18 protein-coding genes and 2 tRNA genes are annotated in these 23627 nt (G+C 64.4%); 14 read left to right on the top strand and 6 right to left on the bottom strand.

The annotated features are described in order from the left end of the window. Positions 1-17 precede the first annotated feature (17 nt). From AC56LR_RS07555 to AC56LR_RS07540, 4 genes are all read left to right on the top strand, one after another. Entirely contained in the window at positions 18-2144 is a 2127-nt protein-coding gene (locus tag AC56LR_RS07555; RefSeq protein ID WP_497129174.1) for a M3 family metallopeptidase, read from the top strand. Between the two features lie 136 nt (positions 2145-2280). Then, on the top strand, positions 2281-2493 hold the full coding sequence (locus AC56LR_RS07550; protein ID WP_489874899.1) for a VF530 family protein: 213 nt from the start codon (positions 2281-2283) through the stop codon (positions 2491-2493). Between the two features lie 10 nt (positions 2494-2503). Next, the gene (locus tag AC56LR_RS07545) at positions 2504-2800 is read left to right on the top strand and encodes a DUF4404 family protein (RefSeq protein ID WP_497129172.1); all 297 of its coding nucleotides are present in this window, start codon (positions 2504-2506) and stop codon (positions 2798-2800) included. A 91-nt stretch (positions 2801-2891) separates the two neighbouring features. Next, a complete protein-coding gene (locus AC56LR_RS07540; protein WP_497129170.1) occupies positions 2892-5171 on the top strand; it encodes a YgiQ family radical SAM protein in 2280 nt (759 codons plus the stop codon). A gap of 44 nt (positions 5172-5215) precedes the next feature. Here the strand turns inward: AC56LR_RS07540 and AC56LR_RS07535 are convergent, their stop codons facing one another. Next, positions 5216-6379, bottom strand: coding sequence for an AI-2E family transporter (locus tag AC56LR_RS07535; RefSeq protein ID WP_497129168.1), 1164 nt, complete (start codon positions 6377-6379; stop codon positions 5216-5218). Further along, positions 6376-6861 (bottom strand): cyclic nucleotide-binding domain-containing protein, encoded by a 486-nt coding sequence (locus AC56LR_RS07530; protein WP_497129166.1) that lies wholly within the window; start codon positions 6859-6861, stop codon positions 6376-6378. The genes AC56LR_RS07535 and AC56LR_RS07530 overlap by 4 nt, the downstream gene beginning before the upstream one ends. 247 nt (positions 6862-7108) lie before the next feature. Here AC56LR_RS07530 and AC56LR_RS07525 point away from each other — a divergent pair, with 247 nt between their 5' ends. Then, positions 7109-8266 carry a GGDEF domain-containing protein gene (locus AC56LR_RS07525; protein ID WP_497129164.1) on the top strand — a complete coding sequence of 386 codons (1158 nt, stop codon included), beginning with the start codon at positions 7109-7111 and terminating at the stop codon, positions 8264-8266. A gap of 273 nt (positions 8267-8539) precedes the next feature. Here AC56LR_RS07525 and AC56LR_RS07520 read toward each other — a convergent pair. After that, positions 8540-8616: transfer RNA gene (locus AC56LR_RS07520), tRNA-Asp, on the bottom strand. Between the two features lie 41 nt (positions 8617-8657). Beyond that, positions 8658-8733, bottom strand: a tRNA-Val gene (locus tag AC56LR_RS07515). 187 nt (positions 8734-8920) lie between these two features. Here AC56LR_RS07515 and AC56LR_RS07510 point away from each other — a divergent pair. From AC56LR_RS07510 to AC56LR_RS07480, 7 genes are all read left to right on the top strand, one after another. Continuing rightward, complete coding sequence (locus tag AC56LR_RS07510) at positions 8921-10189, top strand: glycerate kinase type-2 family protein (RefSeq protein WP_497129162.1); 1269 nt, start codon at positions 8921-8923, stop codon at positions 10187-10189. Between the two features lie 210 nt (positions 10190-10399). Then, entirely contained in the window at positions 10400-12610 is a 2211-nt protein-coding gene (locus tag AC56LR_RS07505) for a TonB-dependent receptor (RefSeq protein WP_497129160.1), read from the top strand. A gap of 343 nt (positions 12611-12953) precedes the next feature. Then, positions 12954-14738: a S8 family peptidase gene (locus tag AC56LR_RS07500; RefSeq protein ID WP_497129158.1), complete on the top strand. Its 1785-nt coding sequence runs from the start codon at positions 12954-12956 to the stop codon at positions 14736-14738. 198 nt (positions 14739-14936) lie between these two features. Continuing rightward, on the top strand, positions 14937-16319 hold the full coding sequence (locus tag AC56LR_RS07495; RefSeq protein WP_497129156.1) for a pre-peptidase C-terminal domain-containing protein: 1383 nt from the start codon (positions 14937-14939) through the stop codon (positions 16317-16319). A gap of 20 nt (positions 16320-16339) precedes the next feature. Next, positions 16340-16735, top strand: coding sequence for a hypothetical protein (locus AC56LR_RS07490; RefSeq protein WP_497129154.1), 396 nt, complete (start codon positions 16340-16342; stop codon positions 16733-16735). 127 nt (positions 16736-16862) lie between these two features. Next, complete coding sequence (gene dinB, locus AC56LR_RS07485; protein WP_497129152.1) at positions 16863-17975, top strand: DNA polymerase IV; 1113 nt, start codon at positions 16863-16865, stop codon at positions 17973-17975. A gap of 75 nt (positions 17976-18050) precedes the next feature. After that, on the top strand, positions 18051-18947 hold the full coding sequence (locus AC56LR_RS07480) for a recombination-associated protein RdgC (protein WP_497129150.1): 897 nt from the start codon (positions 18051-18053) through the stop codon (positions 18945-18947). Positions 18948-18993: 46 nt separating this feature from the next. Here AC56LR_RS07480 and AC56LR_RS07475 read toward each other — a convergent pair whose 3' ends face one another. Beyond that, the gene (locus AC56LR_RS07475; RefSeq protein WP_497129148.1) at positions 18994-19479 is read right to left on the bottom strand and encodes an asparaginase domain-containing protein; all 486 of its coding nucleotides are present in this window, start codon (positions 19477-19479) and stop codon (positions 18994-18996) included. Positions 19480-19615: 136 nt separating this feature from the next. Here AC56LR_RS07475 and AC56LR_RS07470 point away from each other — a divergent pair, with 136 nt between their 5' ends. Next, positions 19616-20371, top strand: a complete 756-nt coding sequence (locus AC56LR_RS07470; protein WP_497129145.1) for an L-asparaginase — start codon at positions 19616-19618, stop codon at positions 20369-20371. Here AC56LR_RS07470 and AC56LR_RS07465 read toward each other — a convergent pair. Further along, positions 20346-21350, bottom strand: coding sequence for a D-2-hydroxyacid dehydrogenase family protein (locus AC56LR_RS07465; RefSeq protein WP_497129143.1), 1005 nt, complete (start codon positions 21348-21350; stop codon positions 20346-20348). The genes AC56LR_RS07470 and AC56LR_RS07465 overlap by 26 nt on opposite strands. Positions 21351-21687: 337 nt before the next feature. On the opposite strand from AC56LR_RS07465, the gene AC56LR_RS07460 reads away from it, so the two are divergent. Continuing rightward, positions 21688-23544 (top strand): phosphoenolpyruvate carboxykinase (GTP), encoded by a 1857-nt coding sequence (locus AC56LR_RS07460; protein ID WP_497129141.1) that lies wholly within the window; start codon positions 21688-21690, stop codon positions 23542-23544. The last annotated feature ends 83 nt before the right edge of the window (positions 23545-23627 follow it).

Below are 23627 nucleotides of genomic sequence, written 5' to 3'. Positions count from 1 at the left end.
CCACATTACGAGACACCATGAACCGTCCACATATCCTGCTGGTCGCCGCCGCCAGCGTCGCCGCCAACCTGGCCTATGCCGCCCCTGCGTCGATGCTCGAAGCGTCGAACCCGTTCGCGAAAGAGAGCACCCTGCCGTTCAAGTACCCGGCCTTCGACAAGATCAAGAACGAGCACTTCGCCCCGGCTTATGCCGAAGGCATGCGCCAGCAGGCCGCGGAGATCGAGAAGATCGCCAACAACAAGGCCGCACCCAGTTTCGAGAACACCATCGTCGCGATGGAGCGTTCGGGCCAGCTGCTCAACCGCGTCGGTACCGTGTTCGGCATCATGACCGGTTCGTACACCAACGACACCCTGAAGGCCCTCGACAAGGACCTGGCGCCGAAGCTGTCGGCCCACAGCGACGCGATCCGCCTGAACCCCAAGCTGTACGCACGCGTGAAGGCGCTGTACGACAAGCGCACCAAGCTGGGCCTGGATGCGGAATCGCAATACCTGATCGAGCGCTACCACACCGACTTCGTGCGCGCCGGCGCCAAGCTCTCCGACGCCGACAAGCAGAAGCTCAAGGCCATGAACGGCGAGCTGGCCGCGCTGTCGACCCAGTTCGCGCAGAACACGCTCAATGAAGCCAACGCTTCGGCGCTGATCGTCGACACCCGCGCCGAGCTGGCCGGTATGTCGGACAAGCAGATCGACGCCGCCGCTGTGGAAGCGAAAAAGCGCGGCATGGACGGCAAATTCGCCATTCCGGTCGTGAACACCACCCAGCAGGCCGGTTTGTCGGTACTGACCAACCGCGCCACCCGCGAAAAGCTGCTGGCCGCTTCGCTGGCACGCGGCTCGCGCGGCGGTGAATTCGACAACCGCGCGGCAGTGCTGAAGCTGGCCAAGCTGCGCGCCGAGCGCGCTACGCTGCTGGGCTACCCGAACCACGCCGCCTACAACCTGGAAGACCAGACCGCGAAGACCACCGGCGCGGTCAACAGCCTGCTGGCCGAATTCGCCAAGCCGGCCGTGAACAACGCGCGCAAGGAAGCGGCCGAGATCCAGAAAGTGATCGACGCGGAGAAGGGTGGCTTCCAGGCCGCCGCCCACGACTGGGCCTTCTACAGCGACAAGGTGCGCGCCGCCAAGTACGCCTTCGATGCCGGCCAGCTGCGCCCGTATTTTGAACTGAACCGCGTGCTGGTGGACGGCGTGTTCTTCGCCGCCAACAAGGAATTCGGCCTGACCTTCAAGGAACGCAAGGACCTGCCGAGCTATGTCGAGGACGTGCGTATCTTCGACGTGTTCGACCATGACGGCAAGCAGCTCGCGATCTTCACCTTCGATCCATACGCCCGCGCCAACAAGCGCGGCGGCGCCTGGGCCAACGCCCTGGTCGCGCAGTCCAAGCTGATGGGCACCAAGCCGGTCATCGCCAACAACCTGAACATCGCCAAGCCGGCAGCCGGCGAGCCGACCCTGTTGACCTACGACGAAGTGCGCACCACCTTCCACGAGTTCGGCCACGCGCTGCACGGCATGTTCTCGGACGTGAAATACCCGCGCTTCTCGGGCTCGCGCGTGCCGCGCGACTACGTCGAGTTCCCGTCGCAGGTCAACGAGATGTGGATGGCCTATCCGGAAGTGCTGGCGAACTACGCGAAGCATTACCAGACCGGCGCGCCGATGCCGAAGGAACTGCTGGACAAGGTGCAGGCCTCGCAGCAGTTCAACGAAGGCTTCCGCACCACCGAATACCTGGCGGCCTCACTGCTGGACCAGGCCTGGCACCAGCTGTCGCCGGGCCAGATCCCGACAGACGTGCTGGCCTTCGAGGCTGACGCACTGAAGAAAGCCGGTGTGGACTTCGCACTGGTGCCGCCGCGCTACCGCACCACCTACTTCTCGCACACCTTCTCGGGCGGCTATTCGGCCGGCTACTACGGCTACCTGTGGGCCGAGAAACTGGACGCGGACACCGTCAACTGGTTCAAGGAGCACGGCGGATTGAGTCGCAAGAACGGCGACCACTTCCGCAAGACCCTGCTGTCGCGCGGCGGCACGCTCGATGCGATGCAGATGTACCGCAATTTCAGCGGGCGTGATGCGCAGGTGCAGCCGCTGCTGGAGCGCCGGGGCTTGACCGGTAACTGATCGTTGTTGATGTAGTGGCTGTTCAGCAAAATTGGGTCCCTTCGGGACCCAATTTTCTTCGCACACCACCAACGCCTCAAACCCCAATCCGGGGTATAAACTGCACCTATCCCCATTTTCAAAACAAGCCCCACCCATGAGTGTTCAATCCCTCGAAGGTATTACCTTAGAATCCCTGTTAACCCGCCTCGTCGAGCACTACGGCTGGGAAAAACTCGGCCGCCGGATCGACATTAACTGTTTCCAGAAAGACCCGAGCATCAAGTCGAGCCTGAAGTTTTTGCGCCGCACTCCCTGGGCGCGCGAGCAGGTCGAGGCGCTTTACCTCGAAACCCGCTTCACCAACTAGCGAGAACCACATGCTGAACGAGAACCCGAACGACAGCGATGCCATCCTGAAAACGCGGCTGAAGGCCCTGCACCGCCAGTTGCAGGAGACCGGCGACGTCGATCCCGAGCTGGAAACCCTGCTGCGCCAGCTCGACGGCGACATCGACAAGGTGCTGGAGCGCCGCGCCGACCAGGAGTTCGACAACAACACCTATGGCCTGTCCTCGCGCACCCAGGAACTGGCAGCCCGCTTCAATGCGCGCCACCCGAATGTGTCGACCGGCCTGCGCGAGCTCGGCAATATCCTGTCAAACATGGGCATTTGAGTGGTCAACTCTGCCACAAGTCATTGATAAGTAAGCCATTTTTCGGACCTGGCGACGACCCGGCAGGGGTTTTCCGGTACAATACCGGCCAATGAACTCCCCAGCAAACCTCTTCGCGAGCGTCGCCAAGCGCTCCAGCCGCGGACCTGCCGCGCCCTTCCTCCCGATGACCCGCGCAGAAATGAACGCGCTCGGCTGGGATTCGTGCGACATCATCCTGATCACCGGCGACGCCTACATCGACCACCCGAGCTTCGGGATGGCGCTGGTGGGCCGCCTGCTGGAAGCGCAGGGCTACCGCGTCGGCATCATCAGCCAGCCTGACTGGACGTCCGTCGAGCCTTTCCGCGCGCTCGGCAAGCCGAATTTGTACTGGGGCGTCACCGCCGGCAACATGGACTCGATGGTCAACCGCTACACGGCCGACCGCAAGATCCGTTCCGACGACGCCTATACCCCGAACGCCGAGCCGAATAAACGCCCGGACCGCGCGGTCACCGTCTACTGCCAGCGTGCGCGCGAAGCCTTCCCCGGCGTGCCGGTGATCGCCGGCAGCATCGAAGCCTCGCTGCGCCGCATCGCCCACTACGACTACTGGTCCGACAAGGTGCGCCGCTCGGTGCTGTTCGAATCGAAGGCCGACCTGCTCATCTTCGGCAATGCCGAGCGCGCGCTGGTGGACGTCACCCGCCGCCTCGCGGCCGGCGAGAACATCAAGGAAATCCGCGACCTGCGCGGCACCGCCTTCCTGGTGCCGCAGGGCTGGCTGCCGGACGCCGAATGGAGCGTGCACAATTCGACCCGCGTCGACGTGCCGGGCCGCGTCGATGTGCACCCGAACCCCTACGCAATGGCGCAAGAAGATACGAAGGCCTGCGCCACCGAGAACGCCCAGCCGGAGCAGGTCGTCAAGCCGGTCATCATCATGACGCGCGAAGAACGCCAGGCCGCCGCGCGCGAAAAGGCGCGCAAGACCGTGGTGCGCCTGCCGAGTTTCGACACCGTCAGCGTCGATCCGGTGATGTATGCGCACGCCTCGCGCGTGTTCCACCTCGAATCGAACCCGGGCAATGCGCGCGCGCTGGTGCAGGCCCACGGCGACCGCGACGTCTGGCTCAATGCGCCGCCGTTGCCGCTGGCGATGGACGAGATGGACAATGTCTACGACCTGCCATATGCGCGCGCACCCCACCCGAGCTATGGCAAGGCCCACATCCCGGCCTGGGAAATGATCCGTTATTCGGTCAACATCATGCGCGGCTGCTTCGGCGGCTGCACCTTCTGCTCGATCACCGAGCACGAAGGCCGCATCATCCAGAGCCGCTCGGAGCCGTCGATCCTGCGCGAGATCGAACTGATTCGCGACACCACCAAGAACTTCGCCGGCACCATCACCGACCTGGGTGGCCCGACCGCGAACATGTACCGCCTGGCCTGCAAGGACAAGACGATCGAGGAATCCTGCCGCCGCCTGTCCTGCGTGTACCCAACGATTTGCAGCAACCTGGGCACCGACCACAGCAAGCTGATTTCGCTGTACCGCAAGGCGCGCGCCATCCCCGGCATCAAGAAGATCCTGATCGGTTCCGGCCTGCGCTACGACCTGGCGGTGCGCTCGCCCGAATACGTGAAAGAGCTGGTGACCCACCACGTGGGCGGCCTGCTGAAGATCGCGCCGGAGCACACCGAGTCCGCCACGCTTTCGAAGATGATGAAGCCGGGGATCGGCGCCTACGACGAGTTCAAGCGCCTGTTCGACAAGTATTCGCTCGAGGCGGGCAAGAAGCAGTACCTGATCCCTTACTTCATCGCGGCCCATCCGGGTTCGACCGACGAGGACATGCTGAACCTGGCGTTGTGGCTCAAGAAGAACAACTTCAAGCTCGACCAGGTGCAGACCTTCACGCCGACCCCGATGGCGATGGCGACCACCATGTACCACTCGCGCAAGAACCCGCTGGCGAAAGTCACCGAAGACTCGGAAGTCGTCGAGACGGCGAAAAGCGGCAAGACCCGCAAGCTGCACAAGGCCTTCCTGCGCTATTACGATCCGGAGAACTGGGCGATCATCCGCGAAGCCCTGCGCCGCATGGGCCGTGGCGACCTGATCGGCAATGGCGAGCGCCACCTGATTCCGGCGACCGACGACGGCGCCTCGATGGTGCGTGAAGATCGCCGCGTTCCGGGCGGCGTGCCGAAGGGCCGCACGGTCGAGGTGGCGCCGAAGCGTGCGCCGCGCGGGAACGATGGCCGCGTTGCCGGCCGCAGCGCCCCGTCGAACACGCCGTTCATGGCGCCGCCGTCCAAGGTCAAGCCGTCGATACTGTCGACCATCAAGGCCAAGCCCAAGGCTAGCGGAAGCAAGCGATAGGGCGGATGTAAAAAAAACCGGAACGTGTTTCCGGTTTTTTTTCGTCACAAGCCCGCGTTGGGCGTTGGCGCGCCGCGCCGCTCGCGCGCGATGTCGAGGTCCACGCTGGCCTGCCTGGTGCGCAGCGCCCGCGCATAGCGGTGGCGCGCGCGCAGCCGCGGATTGGTCACCAGGCGGCCCAGGGTTTCGCCGATCACCATCACCACGCCCAGCAGCGGCAGCACCAGCATCAGCCCTACCACGCCGGCCAGCGCGCCGCCGGCGAAGATCATCAGGACCGTCACCAGGGGATGCACGCGCAGGCTGCGGCCCAGCGTCAATGGCATGAACACGAAGTCGTCGAGCAGGCGCACCAGCACGAACACGCCGATCGCGCCGTAGGCGATGAAGGGGTTGTTCGGCGCATCGGTCGAGGCCACGATGACGACCAGCACGCAGCCGGCCACCGAGCCCACGAAGGGCACCCAGGCCAGCACCGCCGAGATCAGGCCAAGCAGCAGGGGCGAAGACACGCCGATGGTCCACAGGCCCAGCGCCAGCACCGCCGTGTCGAGGAAGGTGAGCTTGATCAGGCCTTCGAAATAGCGGCGCGCGGTCTGGTCGACTTCGTGCAGCAGGTTCAGCGCGCGCTCGAAGTAGGCGTTCGGCACCGCGCGGGCCAGGAATTTCTTGAAGCGCAGGCCGTCGCGCAGGAAGAAGAAGGTCAGGAAGGGCACCAGCAGCAGCGAGGGAATCCAGGTCGCTACGCCGACCACGATCTCGCCCAGGTGCTGTTCGGCGAAATTGTCGGTAAAGGTGCGGAAGGCCGTGTTCCCGAGCGATGTCAGGTGCATCTCGGCCAGCAACGGGAATTTCTTTTCCAGCAGGGCCATCGTGTTGCGCACGAAGGCGACGCCGCCATCGAGGTAGAGGCCGATGGTCTTTTCCCAGGAATCTTCTTCCGGCCCGCGGCTCCACGAAAAGGCCGCGGTCAGGGCCAGCGTGAAAAAGGAAAAGAACAGCAGGCACACCATGAGGGCAGCGGTGTTGCGGCTGAAACCGGCGCGCACCAGGCGCTGCATCGGCCCCAGCAAGATGTAGTGCAGCACCGCGCCGAAGATGAAGGGCAGGGCCAGCCACAGCACTTGCTGGACAACCAGCACCAGCAGGCAGGTGGCCGTGATGATCCCGGTCCAGACGACCGGCCCGGCGCGCTCGCCGCCGTTCACAGCGCTTCCAGCTGCGGACGTCCGGTGCCCATCCATTCGCGCAGGCGCAGGCCGATGTGGCGCGCCAGCGCCAGCGAGATCTTGTAGCCGATCACGGCGTCGGTTTCCAGCAGCCCGAGGAAGTCGTCGCGGAAGAACACCGCCATCTCGCAGGGTTCCAGCGCGCGCGCCTGGGCGTTGCGTGGCGAGTTGTCGAGCAGGGCGAGGTCGCCGAAGAAGCCGCCCGGATCGAGCTCGGCCACGGTCTGGATAGTGCCGGCGTGGGTCTTGTTGATGACCACCCTGCCGCTCATGAGCAGGTACAGGGCCTGGCCTTCCTCGCCTTCGTCGAACACGATTTCGTCGGTCAGGTAGCGGCGCTCGTGCAGCAGGCCGTCGACGATCTTCAGCTCCAGCGGCGTCAAGCCAGAAAACAGCGCCGAATTCTTCAGCCGGTGCAGGCGCGGCGACATCTTGGGCGGCTTGAGGAAACCGAGAATCACGTGTGCTCCATCATGGTGCGTTGATATGTTGTCGGATGATTATCTCCTAACGCGTGCTGCTATGCATCAAAAAGCTGTTACCGCGGCAGAACAGCCCATGCCGACTGTTGCGCTTTGCGCAGTTGTCCCGCTGTCGCTGCGATTGTGTGAACGACAGTATTAAAAACAGTGTAACATAGTTCTCTACAGCAATATGTATTAACAATTTAGCACATGCGCGGTATCGACGCTGCACAAGGAACGGTCAGTGATCGACATCCCCTCATTCCTGCTGGCGCTCGGCATCGGCAATATCGCCTTTGCCGTGCTGATGGCCGGGTACACCCATGGCGGCAGGCCCAACCCCGGCCTGCGCCTGTGGATGTGTGCGCGCTTCGGCATCGGCGTGTGCCAGCTGCTGGGCTGGGCGCGGCCCTACCTGAGTGTACCTGCCTTGAACGGACTCGAGGGTGCGGGCTGGGTACTGGCGGTGTCGCTGGAAGTGGCGGCCTATTGCATCTTCTTCGGTTTCGAGCGCTGGCAGCGCGTGCTGGTCCCGGTCGCGGCGCTGGCGCTGGCCGCCGTGCTGGCCGCCGGCAGTGCCGGTGCGTCGGTGGCCTATCTCACCGCGCTGGTCGCCGCCATGGTCGCGCTGTTCGCGGCGGCAATGGCCTGGATCCTGCTGCGTCCGCGCCGCCACGGCGCCCCGCTGCTGCAGCGGATCATCGGCGTCAACGACGGCCTGTTCGCGGTGGCGGTGGCGCTGTGGGCAGCCACCGGTTTCGCTGGCGAGGCACAGCATGGCCCGCGCGCGGCCCAGGAAGGCGCCTACCTGGCCGGCTACCTGCTCATGATCGTCAATGGTTTCGGTTTCCTGCTGCTGTGCAAGCAGAAGGATGATGCCGAGATGGCGCGCCTGGCGACCACGGACAGCCTCACCGGCCTGCCCAACCGCCATGCCTTCCTCGAGCGCGCGGAAAGCGCCCGGCTGGCGGCCCTGCGCATGTGCCAGCCGCTGGCGCTGGTGATGATCGACATCGACCACTTCAAGCAGATCAACGACCGCTTCGGGCATGCGACCGGCGACGAAGCGCTGGCCGTGTTCGCACGGGTGGCGCGCGGCGTGCTGCGCGGGCATGAACCCCTGGGGCGGCTCGGCGGCGAGGAATTCGCCGCGGTGTTGCCGGGGACGGACTTGTCCGGCGCGCGGCAGGCGGCGGAGCGCTTGCGGCTGGCGGTGCGGGAGGCAGGCGTGGTGACCAGCGGGGCGGCGTACACGATGACGGTCAGTATCGGCGTGGTGGTGCTCGATCCGAACGAGGCGCTCGGGGCGGCGCTGGCGAGGGCGGATCATGCGCTGTATGCGGCCAAGAGCGCGGGGCGGGATCGGGTGGAGGCGGAGGCGCCGGAGAAGCGCTGTGCGTAGGGTGGCCGGCTTCGCCGGCCGCGCGTTCACATCACGGTCATGCTGCCGGTGCGGCTCCGCAGGGAGCACACTCTGGCGCGGCAACAAAAAAAGGATCCCGAAGGATCCTTTTTTCTTTTAGCTGGCGGAGCGGACGGGACTCGCCCACGTCCCGCGGGCCGCGGATTCCCTTGCAGGGGAATCCCTTCGAGTCCCAAACCGTGCTCTCCGCAGGGAGAGCACTCTGGCGCGGCAACAAAAAAAGGATCCCGAAGGATCCTTTTTTCTTTTAGCTGGCGGAGCGGACGGGACTCGAACCCGCGACCCCCGGCGTGACAGGCCGGTATTCTAACCAACTGAACTACCGCTCCGTTTAATCTGATCGGCACTTCGGTAACATCTGAATGAATCCTGGTGGGCGCTGAGAGGCTCGAACTCCCGACCTAATCCGTGTAAGGGATCCGCTCTACCAACTGAGCTAAGCGCCCGTAACTCTTTCAGAGGTTTTCTGTCTGACGCTTGTCATTGCGTCCGAAGAGGCCCGAATTATAGAGGCTGCAATTCGGGGTGTGCAAGGGTTTTTCGAAAAAAATTCAAACGACGGCGGATTGATCTTTTTACCAGCCCGCGATTTTGTGTAAAGATCAGGCTTGCCCTTGCCTGGAGAGCCTGCCCATGACTGGTCCGCATCCCCTGTTGCACCGCCTGTTCGACGCCGCGATGAAGGCGGCCGACCCATATCACCTGATCGCGGCGCACCTGCCGCCACCGCCCAAGGGCCGCACCGTGGTGCTGGGCGCGGGCAAGGCGGCGGCGCGCATGGCCGAGGCGGTCGAGCATCACTGGCAGGGCCCGCTCGAAGGCCTGGTGGTCACGCGCTACGGCCATGGCGCGCCGACCCGCCAGGTCGAAGTGATCGAAGCCGGCCACCCGGTGCCGGACGCGGCCGGCGAAGACGCGGCGCGGCGCATGCTGGCATTGGCCCAGGGCCTGGGGCCGGACGACCTGGTGCTGTGCCTGGTGTCCGGCGGCGGCTCGGCGCTGATGTCGCTGCCGGCGCCCGGCATCGGCTTCGAGGAAAAGCGCGCCCTGAACGAGGCGCTGCTGCGCTGCGGCGCGCCGATCGGCGAGATGAATTGCGTGCGGCGCCATCTCTCGAGCATCAAGGGCGGGCGCCTCGCGCTGGCCTGCTATCCGGCACGCGTGGTGACCTTGATCGTGTCGGACGTGCCGGGCGACGATCCGGCCGTGGTCGCTTCCGGACCAACCGTGCCCGACGGCAGCAGCGGCGAAGCGGCACTGGCCATCCTCGAGAAATACGGTATTCCCGTGTCGAGCGCGGTGCGCGCCGTGCTGGCCGACCCGCGGGCCACGCCCCGCGCGGACGACCCGCGCCTGGCGCGCAACGAGACGCATGTCGTCGTCACCGCCCAGCAAGCGCTCGATGCGGCGGCCGAGGCGGCGCGCGCGGCCGGCTACGTGCCATTGATCCTGTCCTCGAGCATGGAAGGCGAGGCGCGCGACGTCGCGCTGGTGCATGCCAGCATTGCGCGCCAGGTCGTCGCGCACGGGCAGCCCTTGCGCGCGCCCTGCGTGATCCTGTCCGGCGGCGAAACCAGCGTCACCGTGCGCGGCCACGGGCGGGGCGGGCGCAATGCCGAGTTCCTGCTGGCGCTGGCCGTGGCGCTGGACGGCCTGCCCGGCGTGCACGCGCTGGCCGTGGACACCGACGGCATCGACGGCAGCGAAGACAATGCCGGCGCCTGGCTGGCGCCCGGCACGCTGGCGCTGGCGCGTTCGAAGGGCATCGATGCGCGCGTGCGGCTGCTCGACAACGACGGCTATGGTTTCTTCAGCGCGCTCGGCCAGCTGGTGGTCACCGGCCCGACCCGCACCAATGTCAACGACCTGCGCGCCATCGTCATCGAGACGGATGTGTTGTAACGGTGTTGAAAAAAGCTCAACCCGGCGCGAATTGCTTGCTTTGGCAAACATCCATCACTGACAATACCGGCTTTATCAAGTCGGCAAGCTTTAGACATCATCAAGATGCGCGGCCGAGGGCGGGACATATCCGCTCGCGTCCCTGACGGGGCGTCGATTAGAAGAGAACGGGGACATCGGTTCTTTTATCAATCGTTAGGAAAAAACTCCATGATTAAGATGTCCAAGATGCACAAGCGCGTGCTCGGCGCCCACGGCGCAGCACTGGCCCTGGTTGCCGCAGCGATGCCGGTCCAGGCCCAGACGAACCAGGCTCCCGAGCTGCAGACCGTCACCGTGACGGCGCAGCGCCGCACTGAAAACATCCGCGAAGTTCCGGTGTCCGTCACCGCGCTCAAGGGCGAAAAACTCGACGTGCTGGTCTCCGGCGGCGAAGACATCCGCCTGCTGGCCGGCAAGGTCCCGAGCCTGAACGTTGAATCCTCGAACGGCCGTACCTTCCCGCGCTTCTACATCCGCGGCTACGGCAATACCGATTTCAACACCTTCGCCTCGCAGCCGGTCTCGCTGGTGTACGACGACGTGGTGCAGGAAAACCCGATCCTCAAAGGCTTCCCGATCTTCGACCTGGCCAGTGTCGAAGTGCTGCGCGGCCCGCAAGGCACCCTGTTCGGCCGCAACACCCCGGCCGGCGTGGTCAAGTTCGAATCCGAGCGTCCGAAGCTGGGCAAGGTCGAGGGCTACTACAACCTGTCGGCCGCGAGCCACTACACGCTCAACGCCGACGGCGCCGTGAACGTGCCGCTGTCGGACAAGTGGGCGATGCGCGTGTCGGCCACCGGCCAGCACCGCGACGACTACATCGAACATTTCGGCGACGTGGCGATGTCCCAGAAGCGTGGCCAGCTCGACGGCTACAATGAGAACGCCGAGCGCGTCCAGGTACTGTTCAGCCCGGACAGCAGCTTCAACGCCCTGTTCAACGCCCACCAGCGCAACACCAAGGGCAGCGCCCGCCTGTTCCGCGCCAACCTGATGCAAAAGGGCAGCAACAAGATCGCTCCCGGCTATGAGCTCGACAAGATCGTCACCAATGCCGAGAACTTCCAGCGCCTGAACTCCAACGGCGCCAACCTGCGCCTGTCGTGGGACCTGGAAGACTTCCGCGTCTTCTCGATCACCGGCTACGAGCACGTCAGCGACTACTTCAGCCGCGGCGACATCGACGGCGGCACCCCGACCGGTCCGGGCTTCATCCCGTTCCAGGTCCAGACCGGCGGCTATATCTCCGATCTCGACCAGTACAGCCAGGAGTTCCGCGTCGAATCGAAGAACACCGGCCCGCTGAACTGGCAGGCAGGCGTGTACTTCTTCGACGAAGACGCCACCGGCGGCAGCGACAACTTCAACGATGCCGGCGCCCGCACCTCGCGCCTGGTCAGCAACCAGACCAACGAAGCCTGGGCCGCGTTCGCCTCGCTGAACTACGCGATCAGCCCGGCCTTCACCCTGCGCGGCGGCCTGCGTTACACCCGGGACGAAAAGCAGTTCCGCACCATCACCGCGCAAAACGTCGTGCAGATCGGCGCGGGCTCGGTGGCGACCGACCAGGACAAGATCAACTGGGACCTGTCGGCCAGCTACAAGCTGACCAACGACGTCAACGTGTACGGCCGCGTCGCCACCGGCTTCCGCGCGCCGAGTATCGCGGCCGCGTCGGCATCGGTGCCGATCACGGTCGCCGATTCGGAAACCATCACCTCGGTGGAACTGGGCGTGAAGGCCGACCTGTTCGAGCGCCGCGCACGCACCTCGTTCTCGATCTATGACTACACCGTCAAGGACCAGCAGCTGACCGTGGTCGGCGGCAACTCGAACGTCAACCGCCTGATCAATGCCGACAAGACCAAGGGCAAGGGCGCCGAGTTCGACTTCGAAGCGGCCCTCAGCACCGCCCTGCGCGTGAGCGCCGGCGCGAGCTACAACTACACGCAGATCCGCGACGCCAGCCTGTCGGTGAACCGCTGCGCGCAGTGCACCGTGCTCGATCCGCTCAATGCGGCCGGCCGCGTCGTCATCGACGGCAACGCCCTGCCGCAGGCGCCGCGCTGGTCCGTGAACGCGACGGCCCGCTACGGCATCCCGTTCCGCGACGGCGAACTGTACTTCTTCACCGACTGGTCCTACCGCAGCAAGATCAACTTCTTCCTGTACGAGTCGACCGAGTTCACCGGTGCACCGCTGACCGAAGGCGGCCTGCGCCTGGGCTATATCTTTGGTGGCGGCAAGTACGAAGTGGCAGCCTTTGGCCGTAACGTGCTCGACCAGCGCCGGGTCACCGGCGGGATCGACTTCAACAACCTGACCGGCTTCACCAACGAGCCCCGCCAGTGGGGCATGCAATTCAAAGGCAACTTCTGATAGCTTGCTGGTAGCTCTGGTGTATTGACAAAGAAGGCCGCGCATTGCGCGGCCTTTTTCTATTGGCAACACGTTTTCAAAAGTGTCAACACAATTGTGGCAAACGATATTCGACGCTTTTAACGTTTCGCCGAAGAAAAAATGTTTCTGCAGTATCAGATCTGCCATGTGTTGTTATTACGCTGAAATTGTATCGAATTGTCACGCACAGTCTCTTCCTTTCGCGATACGCTGCTTTTCGCCGCACTCAGACGGCACCGGATATGCCGCTAGGCACCGGTTACACAACAACACAGGCGAGGCTCATTTCGCTTGACGGAAAACTATACAAAAAGGAAGAAACATGAAGCAATCGCATTCGATTCATCCTGCAATGTTGAAGATGTGTGCCGCAGTTTCGCTCGCTTTCGCCGCCTCCGTGGCCGGCGCGGCCGAGCAGAAGTTCATCCTGGAGACAGACCGTATCATCGTGAAGTACAAGGACGCCGTGCCTGATGGCAAGGGCGTTGCCAAGAAGGCCGCCCTCGGCGCCGACCGCAAAGCCAAGCTCGACCGCGCCGGCCAACAGTTCGGCATGCTGGTCAGCGAAAGCCACGACATCGCCACCGGCGGCAAAGTGTTCAAGCTCAACGGCCGCAAGGCACTCAAGGAAGTGGAACAGCTGGCTGCCGAAATGATGGCGCGCGACCCTTCCATCGAGTACGCCGAGCCGGATCGCATCATGACCCACATGGCGACCGCGAACGACCCGATGTACGCCCAGCAGTGGCACTACACCGACACCACCGGCGGCCTGCGCCTGCCGACCGCCTGGGACATGTCCACCGGCACCGGCGTGATCGTGGCCGTGATCGATACCGGTTCGCGCCCGCACGCCGACCTGAGCGGCCAGCAGCTGGCCGGCTATGACTTCATCAGCACCGCTGCAGTCGGCAACGACGGCGGTGGCCGCGACAGCGATCCGACCGACCCGGGCGACTGGGTTGCTGCAGGCGAATGCGGCACCGGTTCGCCGGCCTCGAACTCGAGCTGGCACGGCACCCACGTGGCCGGCACCGTTGCCGCCAAGACCAACAACAGCCTGGGCGTCGCCGGCGTCGCCTACAACGCCAAGATCGTACCGGTGCGCGTGCTCGGCAAGTGCGGCGGCTACACCTCGGACATCGCCGATGCGATCACCTGGTCGTCGGGCGGCACCGTGTCGGGCGTCCCGGCCAACGCCAACGTGGCCAAGGTCCTGAACATGTCCTTGGGCGGCACCGGCGCCTGCGATGCAACCACCCAGACCGCCATCAATGGCGCCCGCTCGCGCGGCTCGGTCGTGGTGGTGGCGGCTGGTAACGACAACATGAACGTCAGCAACGCCAGCCCGGCGAACTGCTCCGGCGTCATCGCCGTGGCGGCAACCGGCAAGACCGGCGGCCGTGCGTCATACTCGAACTACGGCACCCTGGTCGACGTCGCAGCCCCAGGCGGCGACGGCAGCTACAGCGTGATCTCGACCCTGAACACGGGCACCAGCTCGCCAGGCTCGGACAACTACGCAGGCTACCAGGGCACCTCGATGGCGACCCCGCATGTGGCCGGCGTGGCAGCACTGATGTTCGCCGCCAAGTCGACCCTGACCGTGGACGAAGTCGAAAGCATGCTCAAGTCGAGCGCGCGCGCCTTCCCGGCAACCTGCTCGGGCTGCGGCACCGGCATCGTGGACGCGACCGCGGCCGTGAATGCCGCGCTGGGCACGACCCCGCCTCCAGGCCCGACCATCACTGAAGTCGAGTCGAACAACACGACCGGCACCGCCAGCATGATCACGACCTCGGGCACCACCGTGAACGGCACCATGTCGACCACGACCGACACCGACTACTACCGTGTCGACCTGCCGGCCGGCAAGACGCTGAGCTCGGTCCTGACCCCAGGCCTGAGCACTGCCGACTACGACCTGTTCGTGTACAACAGCGCAGGCACTCTGCTGGGCAAGAGCGAAAACGGCGCCGGCGCCGTCGACAGCTACAGCACGACCAACACCGGCAGCACCACCGCTACCCGCTACGTCCGCGTGGTGTACTACAGCGGCGGCACTGGTTCGACCAACGGCAAGTACACGCTGAAGATGACCTGGTAATGGTTCGATAAGGACGAAGCGGCGCGGCTCCCCTGCGCCGCCTTTATCCGGAAACGCGCGGCTTGCCGCGCGTTTCTTTTTTCCAGCGTGTCCGAAACCGAAGACGTCTGGAATGTTCTTTCAAACGGATGGAAAAAGCCGTATAGGTAGAACCAGGAATTCCGTCAAATGGCGTCGTTCGACAACGGGGGAAAAACAATGCATATCGCGACAAGCTTGCGCGTTCTGCTGCTGGCAACGGCAGCCGGAGTGACCGGGGCAGCACAGGCAGCGAAACCAACGCAGCCAACTTGCGTCACCACGGAAGCAGAGCCGAACAACATCATCACCCAAGCCAACCTGCGCCTCTGCCCGGGCACGGCGGTCAGCGGCGCGGTCAGCTCGTCCACCGACTTCGACTGGTACCGGGTGGACGTGCCGAACACGGGCACCATGTCGCTCAGCCTTTCCCATGCCGCGGGAATCGACCTCGACTGGTATCTCACCAACGCCGCGGGCACCGACGTCGCCTCCGGCGCCAGCCTGGGCAATCCGGAAAACGGCACCTATAACGCGACCACGGCCGGCACCTACTATGTGCGCGTGCGAAGCAATGCCGGAACGGGCAGCTACAGCCTGAGCGTGACCTTGCCGGGCAGCGCCGCAACGGCCTGCACCTTCCCCAAGAAGGTCAACCTGGGCAAGACCGGCAATGCCACGCCGAAGGCCACCGCCACGCTCGGGGGCGCCGTGCTGATGGGCGGCGGGCTGGATGTGGACGAGGCGTTCAAGTGGATGATCGCGCGTTCCGGCGGCGGCGATTTCGTGATCCTGCGTTCGAGCGGGACGAATGCCTACAATGACTGGATTTACGCCATGGGCGGCATCAATTCGGTGCAAACCCTGCTCATCGCCAGTACGGCCGACGCCAATGATGCCTGCGTGGTGTCGACCATCCGCAACGCGGCCGCGGTCTTCCTGGCGGGCGGGGACCAGGCCAACTACATCAACTACTTCAAGGGCCAGGGCGTCGGCAACGCACTGAACTACCTGATCAATACCAAGGGCGCGCCGGTCGGCGGCACCAGTGCCGGGATGGCGGTCATGGGGCAGTACTACCACCCGGGCGGCGCCGCGGACAATGCGACCGTGCTGGCCAATCCCACCGCCATCGCAGTCGGTAACAACTTCATCGCCAATCCGGTGCTCGCCAACCTGGTGACCGACCAGCATTTCACCCAGCGTACCCGGCAACCCCGGCTGGTCAGCTTCATGGCCAGCAGCCTCTATCACTTCGGTGTGGGATGGGCGAGCATGAAAGGCGTCGGCGCCGATGAAAACACGGCGGTCGTGGTCGACACCAGCGGCGCCAGCCAGGTGTACGGCAGCGGCAATGCCTTCTTCGTCCGGGGCACCGACAGTCCCGAGGTGCTGCAGCCGTCGACCCCGCTGACCTGGTACCGGGCGGCCCAGGCACTGCGTGTCTACAAGGTGCCGGGCACGGTAACCGGCGCCAACACCTTCAACCTGATCAACTGGACCGGGACGGGGGGAACGACGGGGTACTGGAGTGCCAATAACGGCAACTGGCTCATGAACTGAGCGCTGAAAGGACCATGACAATGACATATCAACCATGCTTGTTCCTGCTTGCCGCGCTGCTGAGCGGCGCGGCATTTGCCGCCGAGCCCGTCAATCATGTCTACACGCCGGCTGCCGGCGTGCATGAAATGAAGATGTTCCACGCCTGCCACGACGATGTGGATGTGCAGAAGCGCCAGCGCATCAACCTCGTCATGAGCGGACTGGCATCGACCGACGTCGACCTGGTGGCCAGGAAGGTCGAGCCCGGCAAGCCGTCCACGGAAATGATCCTGTTCCGGGTCAAGGGAAAGGATGCCAGCATCAAGACCCTGTTCCGCAGCAACGACGGTCCGCACTGCCAGCAGGGCGTGCACAGCCTGCAGTTCACCGACAGGACGGTCCATTCGGCCGGCCAGCTGGGCCTGAACCGCTGAACCGGACGGCAGCATGAGACAAGGCCTTGCACCTGCATGCAAGGCCTTGTCTTGCAAGAAATCCACTTTCAGTCGATACTGTATGCAATTACAGTAGTCGACCCCGCCCCTGGGGCGCCTCGCCCCCGTGAACGCCCCGCTCCGTAAAATCATCCACTGCGATTGCGACTGTTTCTACGCTTCGGTCGAAATGCGCGACGATCCGTCGCTGCGCGGGCGTCCACTCGCGGTCGGCGGGCGTCCCGACCAGCGCGGGGTGATCGCTACCTGCAACTACGAGGCGCGCCGTTTCGGCATCCATTCGGCGATGGCGACGGCCCAGGCCATGAAGCTGTGTCCGCACTTGGTAGTGATTCCGCCGGCAATGGAAAAATACCGGATCGCCTCAGGCCAGATCATGGACATCTACCGCGACTACACCGAGATCGTGGAACCGCTGTCGCTCGACGAAGCCTACCTGGACGTGAGCAATGCCACGCACTGCAAGGGCAGCGCGACCCTGATCGCGCAGGAGATCCGGCAGCGCATCTTCGAGACCGTCGGCATCACGGCCTCGGCCGGCGTGGCGCCGAACAAGTTCGTGGCCAAGATCGCCAGCGACTGGAACAAGCCGGACGGCTTGTTCCTGGTGCGCCCCGAAGAGGTGGACGCCTTTGTCGCGGCGCTGCCGGTGAAGAAGCTGCATGGGGTGGGCAAGGTCACGGCCGACAAGATGCACCGGCTCGGCCTGCAGACCTGCGCCGACATGCGCGGCTGGAGCATGGAGCGCTTGCAGGAGCATTTCGGCAGCTTCGGCGCCCGCCTGCACGACCTGTGCCGCGGCATCGACGTGCGTGAAGTGAACACCTCGCGCGAGCGCAAGTCGATCAGCACCGAGGAAACCTATACGCCCGACGTGCCCGACCTGGCCGCCTGCCTGAAGCTGCTGCCGGAATTGCACGAGCACCTGCTGGGCCGGATCAAGCGCAACAAGGCGGAAAAATTCATCAACAAGCTGTTCGTGAAGATCAAGTTTTCGGACTTCCAGCAGACGACGGTCGAGTGTGTTGGCTATGCGCCACATATCCCGACCTATGCGCGCCTGATGGAAACCGGCTGGGCCCGCGCCAGCCGCCCGGTGCGCCTGCTGGGCGTCGGCGTGCGCCTGGGCGACACCGAGACAGTCGAGCAACTGCGGCTGTTCGATGACGCTGCCCCGGACGCCATTGCCAGCATTGTTGACGACTCGTCAACAGAATAATTCTCGTACTCGCTGCCGGCAACGGCAGCGTAGAATATCGTTCCCTTGAAATACTGAAACAATCGGATAACAGCTATGTGGTTCAAGAATCTCCAGATTTATCGCCTGCCCGCTCCGTGGGCATTCACCCCAGAACAGATGGAAGAAGCGCTTCAGTCGCAGGCGTTTTCTCCTGCGAGCAGCAACGAATTGCTGCGCCAGGGCTGGGATTCGCCGCGCGCCAACGGCAAGCTGGTCCACGTCGTCAACAAGCAGATGCTGATGATGCTCGGTACCGAGAAGAAGCTGCTGCCGTCGTCGGTGATCAACCAGGTCGCCAAGGCCAAGGCCGCCGAGATGGAAGAGCAGCAGGGCTTCCCGCCGGGTAAGAAGGCAATGAAGGAACTGAAGGAGCGCGTCGCCGACGAACTGCTGCCGCGCGCCTTCTCGATCCGCAGCAACGTCTGGGTCTGGGTCGACCCGGTCAACGGCTGGCTGGTGATCGATGCCGCCAGCCCGTCGAAGGCGGACGACGTCATCAAGCTGCTGCTCAAGGCGGTCGACCGCATGCCGCTGGAATCGCTGCGCGTGCAGCGCTCGCCGGTGGCCGTGATGACCGGCTGGCTGGAAGCGGACGAAGCGCCGTACGGCTTCACGATCGACCAGGACACCGAACTGCGCGCCACCGGCGAAAGCCGCGCCGCCGTGCGTTATGTAAAGCACACGCTGGAGCCGGACGACATCCGCCGCCACATCGCCGCCGGCAAGCAGTGCACCCGCCTGGCCATGACCTGGACCGACCGCATCAGCTTCGTGCTGACCGAATCGATGGCGATCAAGGGCATCAAGCCGCTGGACGTCATCAAGGAAGGCGAAGCCGTCACCTATAGCGATGATGAGCGCTTCGATAACGACATCATGCTGATGACCGGGGAACTGGCCAAGCTGATGGCGGATGTGGTGGAAGCGCTGGGCGGCGAAGCGAAGGCGTAATCAGTAATTCGCGGCGTGGGCAGGTCTCCTGCCCGCGCCCACTGCGCTACAGCTGCTGAAACACCCCCGCCGCCCGGTTCTTGGTCACGTTATCCCACGGGAAAACCTGCCCATTCATGGCGACATACACGCCGGCCGGCAAGACCTGCGCCACGCCGCAGGCCAGCCCCAGATTGAACAGCGCGTCCGAATTCGCGATCTCGTAGGGAATCATGGCGCCAGTCAGCACGATGGTCTGCTTGAGCCCGGCCGCGCCGAGCACGGCGGCGGTTTCGCGCATGGTGTCGGTGCCGTGGATGATGACGATGGCTTTCTCGCTTGCTGCCTGGCAAGCGGCCAGCACGCGCTGGCGGTCCGGGTCCTGCATGTCGAGCGAATCGAGCAGCGGCAATACGTCGAGCGCGACCGGAATCGTCATCCGCGAGCGGGCGATCACGGCCGGCAAATGGCTTTCGGAGAAGCCGAGCACGCCATTGAGTTCGTTATAGTGTTTGTCGAAAGTGCCGCCGGTGGCGATGATGCGCAAGGTCATGTTGATTTGTCCACGTGCTGAAAAAAGGTGGGTAATGATAGCCGCAAACCGGTGTGTATCCGTATGTGACTGCGCTAGAATCGGTCGGATCGGTTGAGTAAACCAAGCATCCTCCTTCCCCATTTCACTTGATCCCATGAAAGCCGTCGCACCGGGCACCGTCATCTTCCACCGCCATCGAGGCTATGGCGTGATCACCCACGTCAACCTGCTGACCGGCTGGATTTCGGCGCGTTTCGGCAGCGAAGCGCGCCCCCTCGACCTGAACCTGTCGAGCGACGAAGTGCAGCACGCCGACGGCGAGCCGATCCTGTTCCGCCGCGCCCCGCCAGACCGCATGCCGCATGCGCGCCTGATGGAGGTGGTGCGCGCGCTGCACAAGGCCGGCTACCAGAAGCTCTACCTGTATTCCTGGCCCAAGCCCTCGGGCCTGCACTGGCGCTGGCACTTGTTTACCGGCCCGCGCAACTGGATGCAGCGCACCTGGCGCGAAGGCTGGTACGGCTCGGGCGCGGAGTACAACAACAATCCGGTGATGGGCTGGGGCGATTTGCCGGGCGCGACTACCGATGAACTGATCCACGCGCTGGCGAAATTCGACCCGCAGGGCCTGGCGCAGGCGCTGGGGCGCGACGAAGACCACACGGCCTGGTTCGCGCAGGTCTGCGAGGCACTGTTGCCGGGCTACATGTACAGCCTGAACATGGAGCGGCCGAGCGGGGGAGGGCTCATCGAGGCGCCGCCGGTGCCGGTCGTGCCGGTGCGGGCGGGCCTGCAGCCGTACGCGGGGCCGGCAATCGGCTGGCCGCCGGGCTGGGCGGGCTTGTGGACGGGCCGGCATGTGATGCCGGAGCCGAAGGTGAACTTCACTGGCGAGCCGGAGTTGCGCTGAGCGCCTCCGGATTCAAGATATTATCCGGCGCCCCAGCCGCAAACCGCACGACATTCTCAAACGCCGCCTGGAAATAAATCTCGTAACTGTCCTGCTCCACATACCCCAGGTGCGGCGTGGCCAGCACCGTCGGGATGCGCAACAGCGGCGAATCCGCCCGCAGCGGCTCGCTGGCAAACACGTCCAGCGCTGCAGAGCCTGGCCGTCCCGCACGTAAGCCCTGTTCCAGCGCGCCTTCCTCGACCAGTTCCGCCCGGCTGGTATTGACGAACAGCGCGTCGGGCTTCATGCGCGCCAGGTCGTCCGGCCTGACGATGCCACGGGTAGCGTCGGACAGACGCAAATGCAGGGTCAACACGTCCGCCTGCGCAAACAAGGCTTCGCGCGAAGCCGCCGCCTGGAAACCGTCGGCCACGGCCGCCTGCCGGCTGGTGTCGCTGCCCCAGACCAGCACCCGCATCCCGAAGGCGCGCGCATAGCCGGCCACGAGCTGCCCGATCTTGCCGTAGCCCCAGATCGCCAGCGTCCGCCCGCGCAGCGAACGGCCCAGGCCGTTGAGCACCGGGTTGGTCGAGGCGGTCTGCCAGAGGCCGTCCTTCAGGTTGTTTGCGTAGGGCAGGATCTTGCGGCTGGCCGCCATGATCAGCGCCCAGGTGAGCTCGGATGGCGCCACCGGCGAGCCGATGCCCTCGGCGATCGCAATGCCGTGTTCGGTCGCGGCGGCCACGTCGATATGCCCGCTGATCTTGCCGGTCTGCGAGATCAGCTTCAAATTCGGCAGCCTTGCCAGCAGGGCCGCAGGGAAGGCGGTGCGCTCGCGGATCAGCACCAGCGCGTCATAAGGCGCCAGCCGGATCGCCAGTTGACCGAGCCCGCGGGTAGGGTGGGTGAACACCTTGACCTCATGCCCGTCGAGCAGGCGAAAGCAAGACAAACCGCGTACGGCGTCCTGGTAATCGTCGAGAACAGCTATTCGCATGAGTGTTTCTTCCAGTTAATGTTTGTCGCGTAGCGAAATAACAGGTTATAAAAAGATACCGAATAGCCTACTACATTAGTCGGGCATTATCTGCTACTTTTTTGTAGTAGGAGGCCGCGAATCCCGGTTTTAGGGGTGTACAATCGGCCAATTAATTGAGGCTTTGACACGCTTGTGTTGGCCCAGCAGCACAGTTCCCGGCGTCCCCTGGAGGACGTCGACATGACCGCCGTAAACGCCGCGCTCCGCTGGAGCGACCTGCCACGAAGGCACGGCCAGACGGGCGCACCGGGCGTGCCGGGACAGACAGTATTCTTAATTGGCATTGGAGGTATCTATGAACCAGCCCGTGATGGGCGGCGTCGCCGCTTTGAACGTTCCAGCTTACATCAAGCACCAGCAGCTTATCAATTGGGTGGCCGATATCGCCGCGCTGACCAAGCCTGACAGCATCTACTGGTGCGACGGTTCCGAAGAAGAGTACGACCGCCTGTGCGCACAGATGGTCGAAGCCGGCACCATGAAGAAGCTGAACCCGGCAAAGCGCCCGAACTCCTATCTGGCCTGGTCCGATCCGTCGGACGTCGCCCGCGTCGAAGACCGCACCTATATCTGCGCCGAAACCAGGGAGCAGGCCGGCCCGACCAACAACTGGATGGACCCGGCCGAGATGCGCCGCACCCTGAACGGCCTGTTCGACGGCTGCATGGCCGGCCGCACCCTGTATGTGGTGCCGTTCTCGATGGGCCCGCTGGGCTCGCCGATCGCCCACATCGGCGTCGAGCTGTCCGATTCGCCTTATGTCGCCGTCAACATGCGCATCATGACGCGCATGGGCCGTGCCGTGTACGACGTGCTCGGTACGGATGGCGAATTCGTGCCCTGCGTGCACACCGTCGGCATGCCGCTGGCCGCCGGCCAGCAAGACGTGCCGTGGCCGTGCAATGCCACCAAATACATCGTCCACTATCCGGAAACCCGCGAGATCTGGTCCTTCGGTTCCGGCTACGGCGGCAACGCGCTGCTGGGCAAGAAGTGCTTCGCGCTGCGCATCGCCTCGAACATGGGCTACCAGGAAGCGCAAGCGGGCGGCACCGGCTGGCTGGCCGAGCACATGCTGATCCTGGGCGTCGAGTCGCCCAAAGGCGACAAGAAATACGTCGCGGCGGCCTTCCCTTCGGCCTGCGGCAAGACCAATTTCGCCATGCTGATCCCGCCACAGGCGTTTGACGGCTGGAAGGTCACGACCATCGGCGACGACATCGCCTGGATCAAGCCGGGCCCGGACGGCCAGCTGGTCGCGATCAACCCGGAAGCCGGCTATTTCGGCGTGGCCCCGGGCACCAACGACAAGACCAACCCGAACTGCATGGCTTCGCTGCGCGAGAACGTCATCTTCACCAACGTGGCCCTGACCGACGACGGCGACGTGTGGTGGGAAGGCATGACCAAGGAGGCGCCGGCGCACCTGATCGACTGGCAGGGCAAGGACTGGACCCCGGCCTCCGGCACCAAGGCCGCCCACCCGAACGCGCGCTTCACCGTCGCCGCCACCCAGAACCCGGTGATCGACCCGGCCTGGGACGACCCGGCCGGCGTGCCGATCTCGGCCTTCATCTTCGGCGGCCGCCGCTCGACCACGGTGCCGCTGGTGACCGAAGCGAACAACTGGGTCGAAGGCGTCTACATGGCCGCGACCATGGGCTCGGAAACCACCGCCGCCGCCGCCGGCCAGATGGGCATCGTGCGCCGCGACCCGTTCGCGATGCTGCCTTTCATCGGCTACAACATGAGCGACTACTTCCAGCACTGGCTCGACCTGGGCAAGAAAGTGCAGGCCGCCCAGCCGAAGATCTTCTGCGTCAACTGGTTCCGCACTGGCGAAGACGGCAGCTTCGTGTGGCCGGGCTACGGCGACAACATGCGCGTGCTCAAGTGGATCCTCGACCGCGCCGACGACAGCGTCCCGGCCGGCAACGCCCACCTGTTCGGCAGCTCGCCATCGTACGGCGACCTGAACTGGGAAGGCGTCGAGTTCACCGAAGAGCAGTATGTGCAAATCACGTCGATCGACAAGGATGCCTGGCGCGAAGAACTGAAGCTGCACAGCGAGCTGTTCGACAAGCTGGCTTACCGCTTGCCGCAGGAGCTGGTGGAAACCAAGGCCAAGCTGGAGCAGCAACTGGGCGCATAAGCGCGGCCACGCCGAAAGCGTGAACAAACAGGGGCGGTGCCGCAGGCGCCGCCCCTGTTTTCATTGGACCTGTTCAATCATTC

This window comes from Telluria sp. ZT3P39 (assembly GCF_059685935.1).
The sequence above is the reverse complement of the archived record's forward strand: the minus strand, read 5'-3'. Positions and strand labels throughout refer to the sequence as shown.

Bases quoted from the DNA above. Each gene is read 5' to 3' on its own strand.
- AC56LR_RS07555 (WP_497129174.1), top strand. From the start codon at position 18: ATGAACCGTCCACATATCCTGCTGGTCGCCGCCGCCAGCGTCGCCGCC.
- AC56LR_RS07550 (WP_489874899.1), top strand. From the start codon at position 2,281: ATGAGTGTTCAATCCCTCGAAGGTATTACCTTAGAATCCCTGTTAACC.
- AC56LR_RS07545 (WP_497129172.1), top strand. From the start codon at position 2,504: ATGCTGAACGAGAACCCGAACGACAGCGATGCCATCCTGAAAACGCGG.
- AC56LR_RS07540 (WP_497129170.1), top strand. From the start codon at position 2,892: ATGAACTCCCCAGCAAACCTCTTCGCGAGCGTCGCCAAGCGCTCCAGC.
- AC56LR_RS07510 (WP_497129162.1), top strand. From the start codon at position 8,921: ATGACTGGTCCGCATCCCCTGTTGCACCGCCTGTTCGACGCCGCGATG.
- AC56LR_RS07505 (WP_497129160.1), top strand. From the start codon at position 10,400: ATGATTAAGATGTCCAAGATGCACAAGCGCGTGCTCGGCGCCCACGGC.
- AC56LR_RS07500 (WP_497129158.1), top strand. From the start codon at position 12,954: ATGAAGCAATCGCATTCGATTCATCCTGCAATGTTGAAGATGTGTGCC.
- AC56LR_RS07495 (WP_497129156.1), top strand. From the start codon at position 14,937: ATGCATATCGCGACAAGCTTGCGCGTTCTGCTGCTGGCAACGGCAGCC.
- AC56LR_RS07490 (WP_497129154.1), top strand. From the start codon at position 16,340: ATGACATATCAACCATGCTTGTTCCTGCTTGCCGCGCTGCTGAGCGGC.
- AC56LR_RS07480 (WP_497129150.1), top strand. From the start codon at position 18,051: ATGTGGTTCAAGAATCTCCAGATTTATCGCCTGCCCGCTCCGTGGGCA.
- AC56LR_RS07475 (WP_497129148.1), bottom strand. From the start codon at position 19,479: ATGACCTTGCGCATCATCGCCACCGGCGGCACTTTCGACAAACACTAT.
- AC56LR_RS07470 (WP_497129145.1), top strand. From the start codon at position 19,616: ATGAAAGCCGTCGCACCGGGCACCGTCATCTTCCACCGCCATCGAGGC.
- AC56LR_RS07465 (WP_497129143.1), bottom strand. From the start codon at position 21,350: ATGCGAATAGCTGTTCTCGACGATTACCAGGACGCCGTACGCGGTTTG.
- AC56LR_RS07460 (WP_497129141.1), top strand. From the start codon at position 21,688: ATGAACCAGCCCGTGATGGGCGGCGTCGCCGCTTTGAACGTTCCAGCT.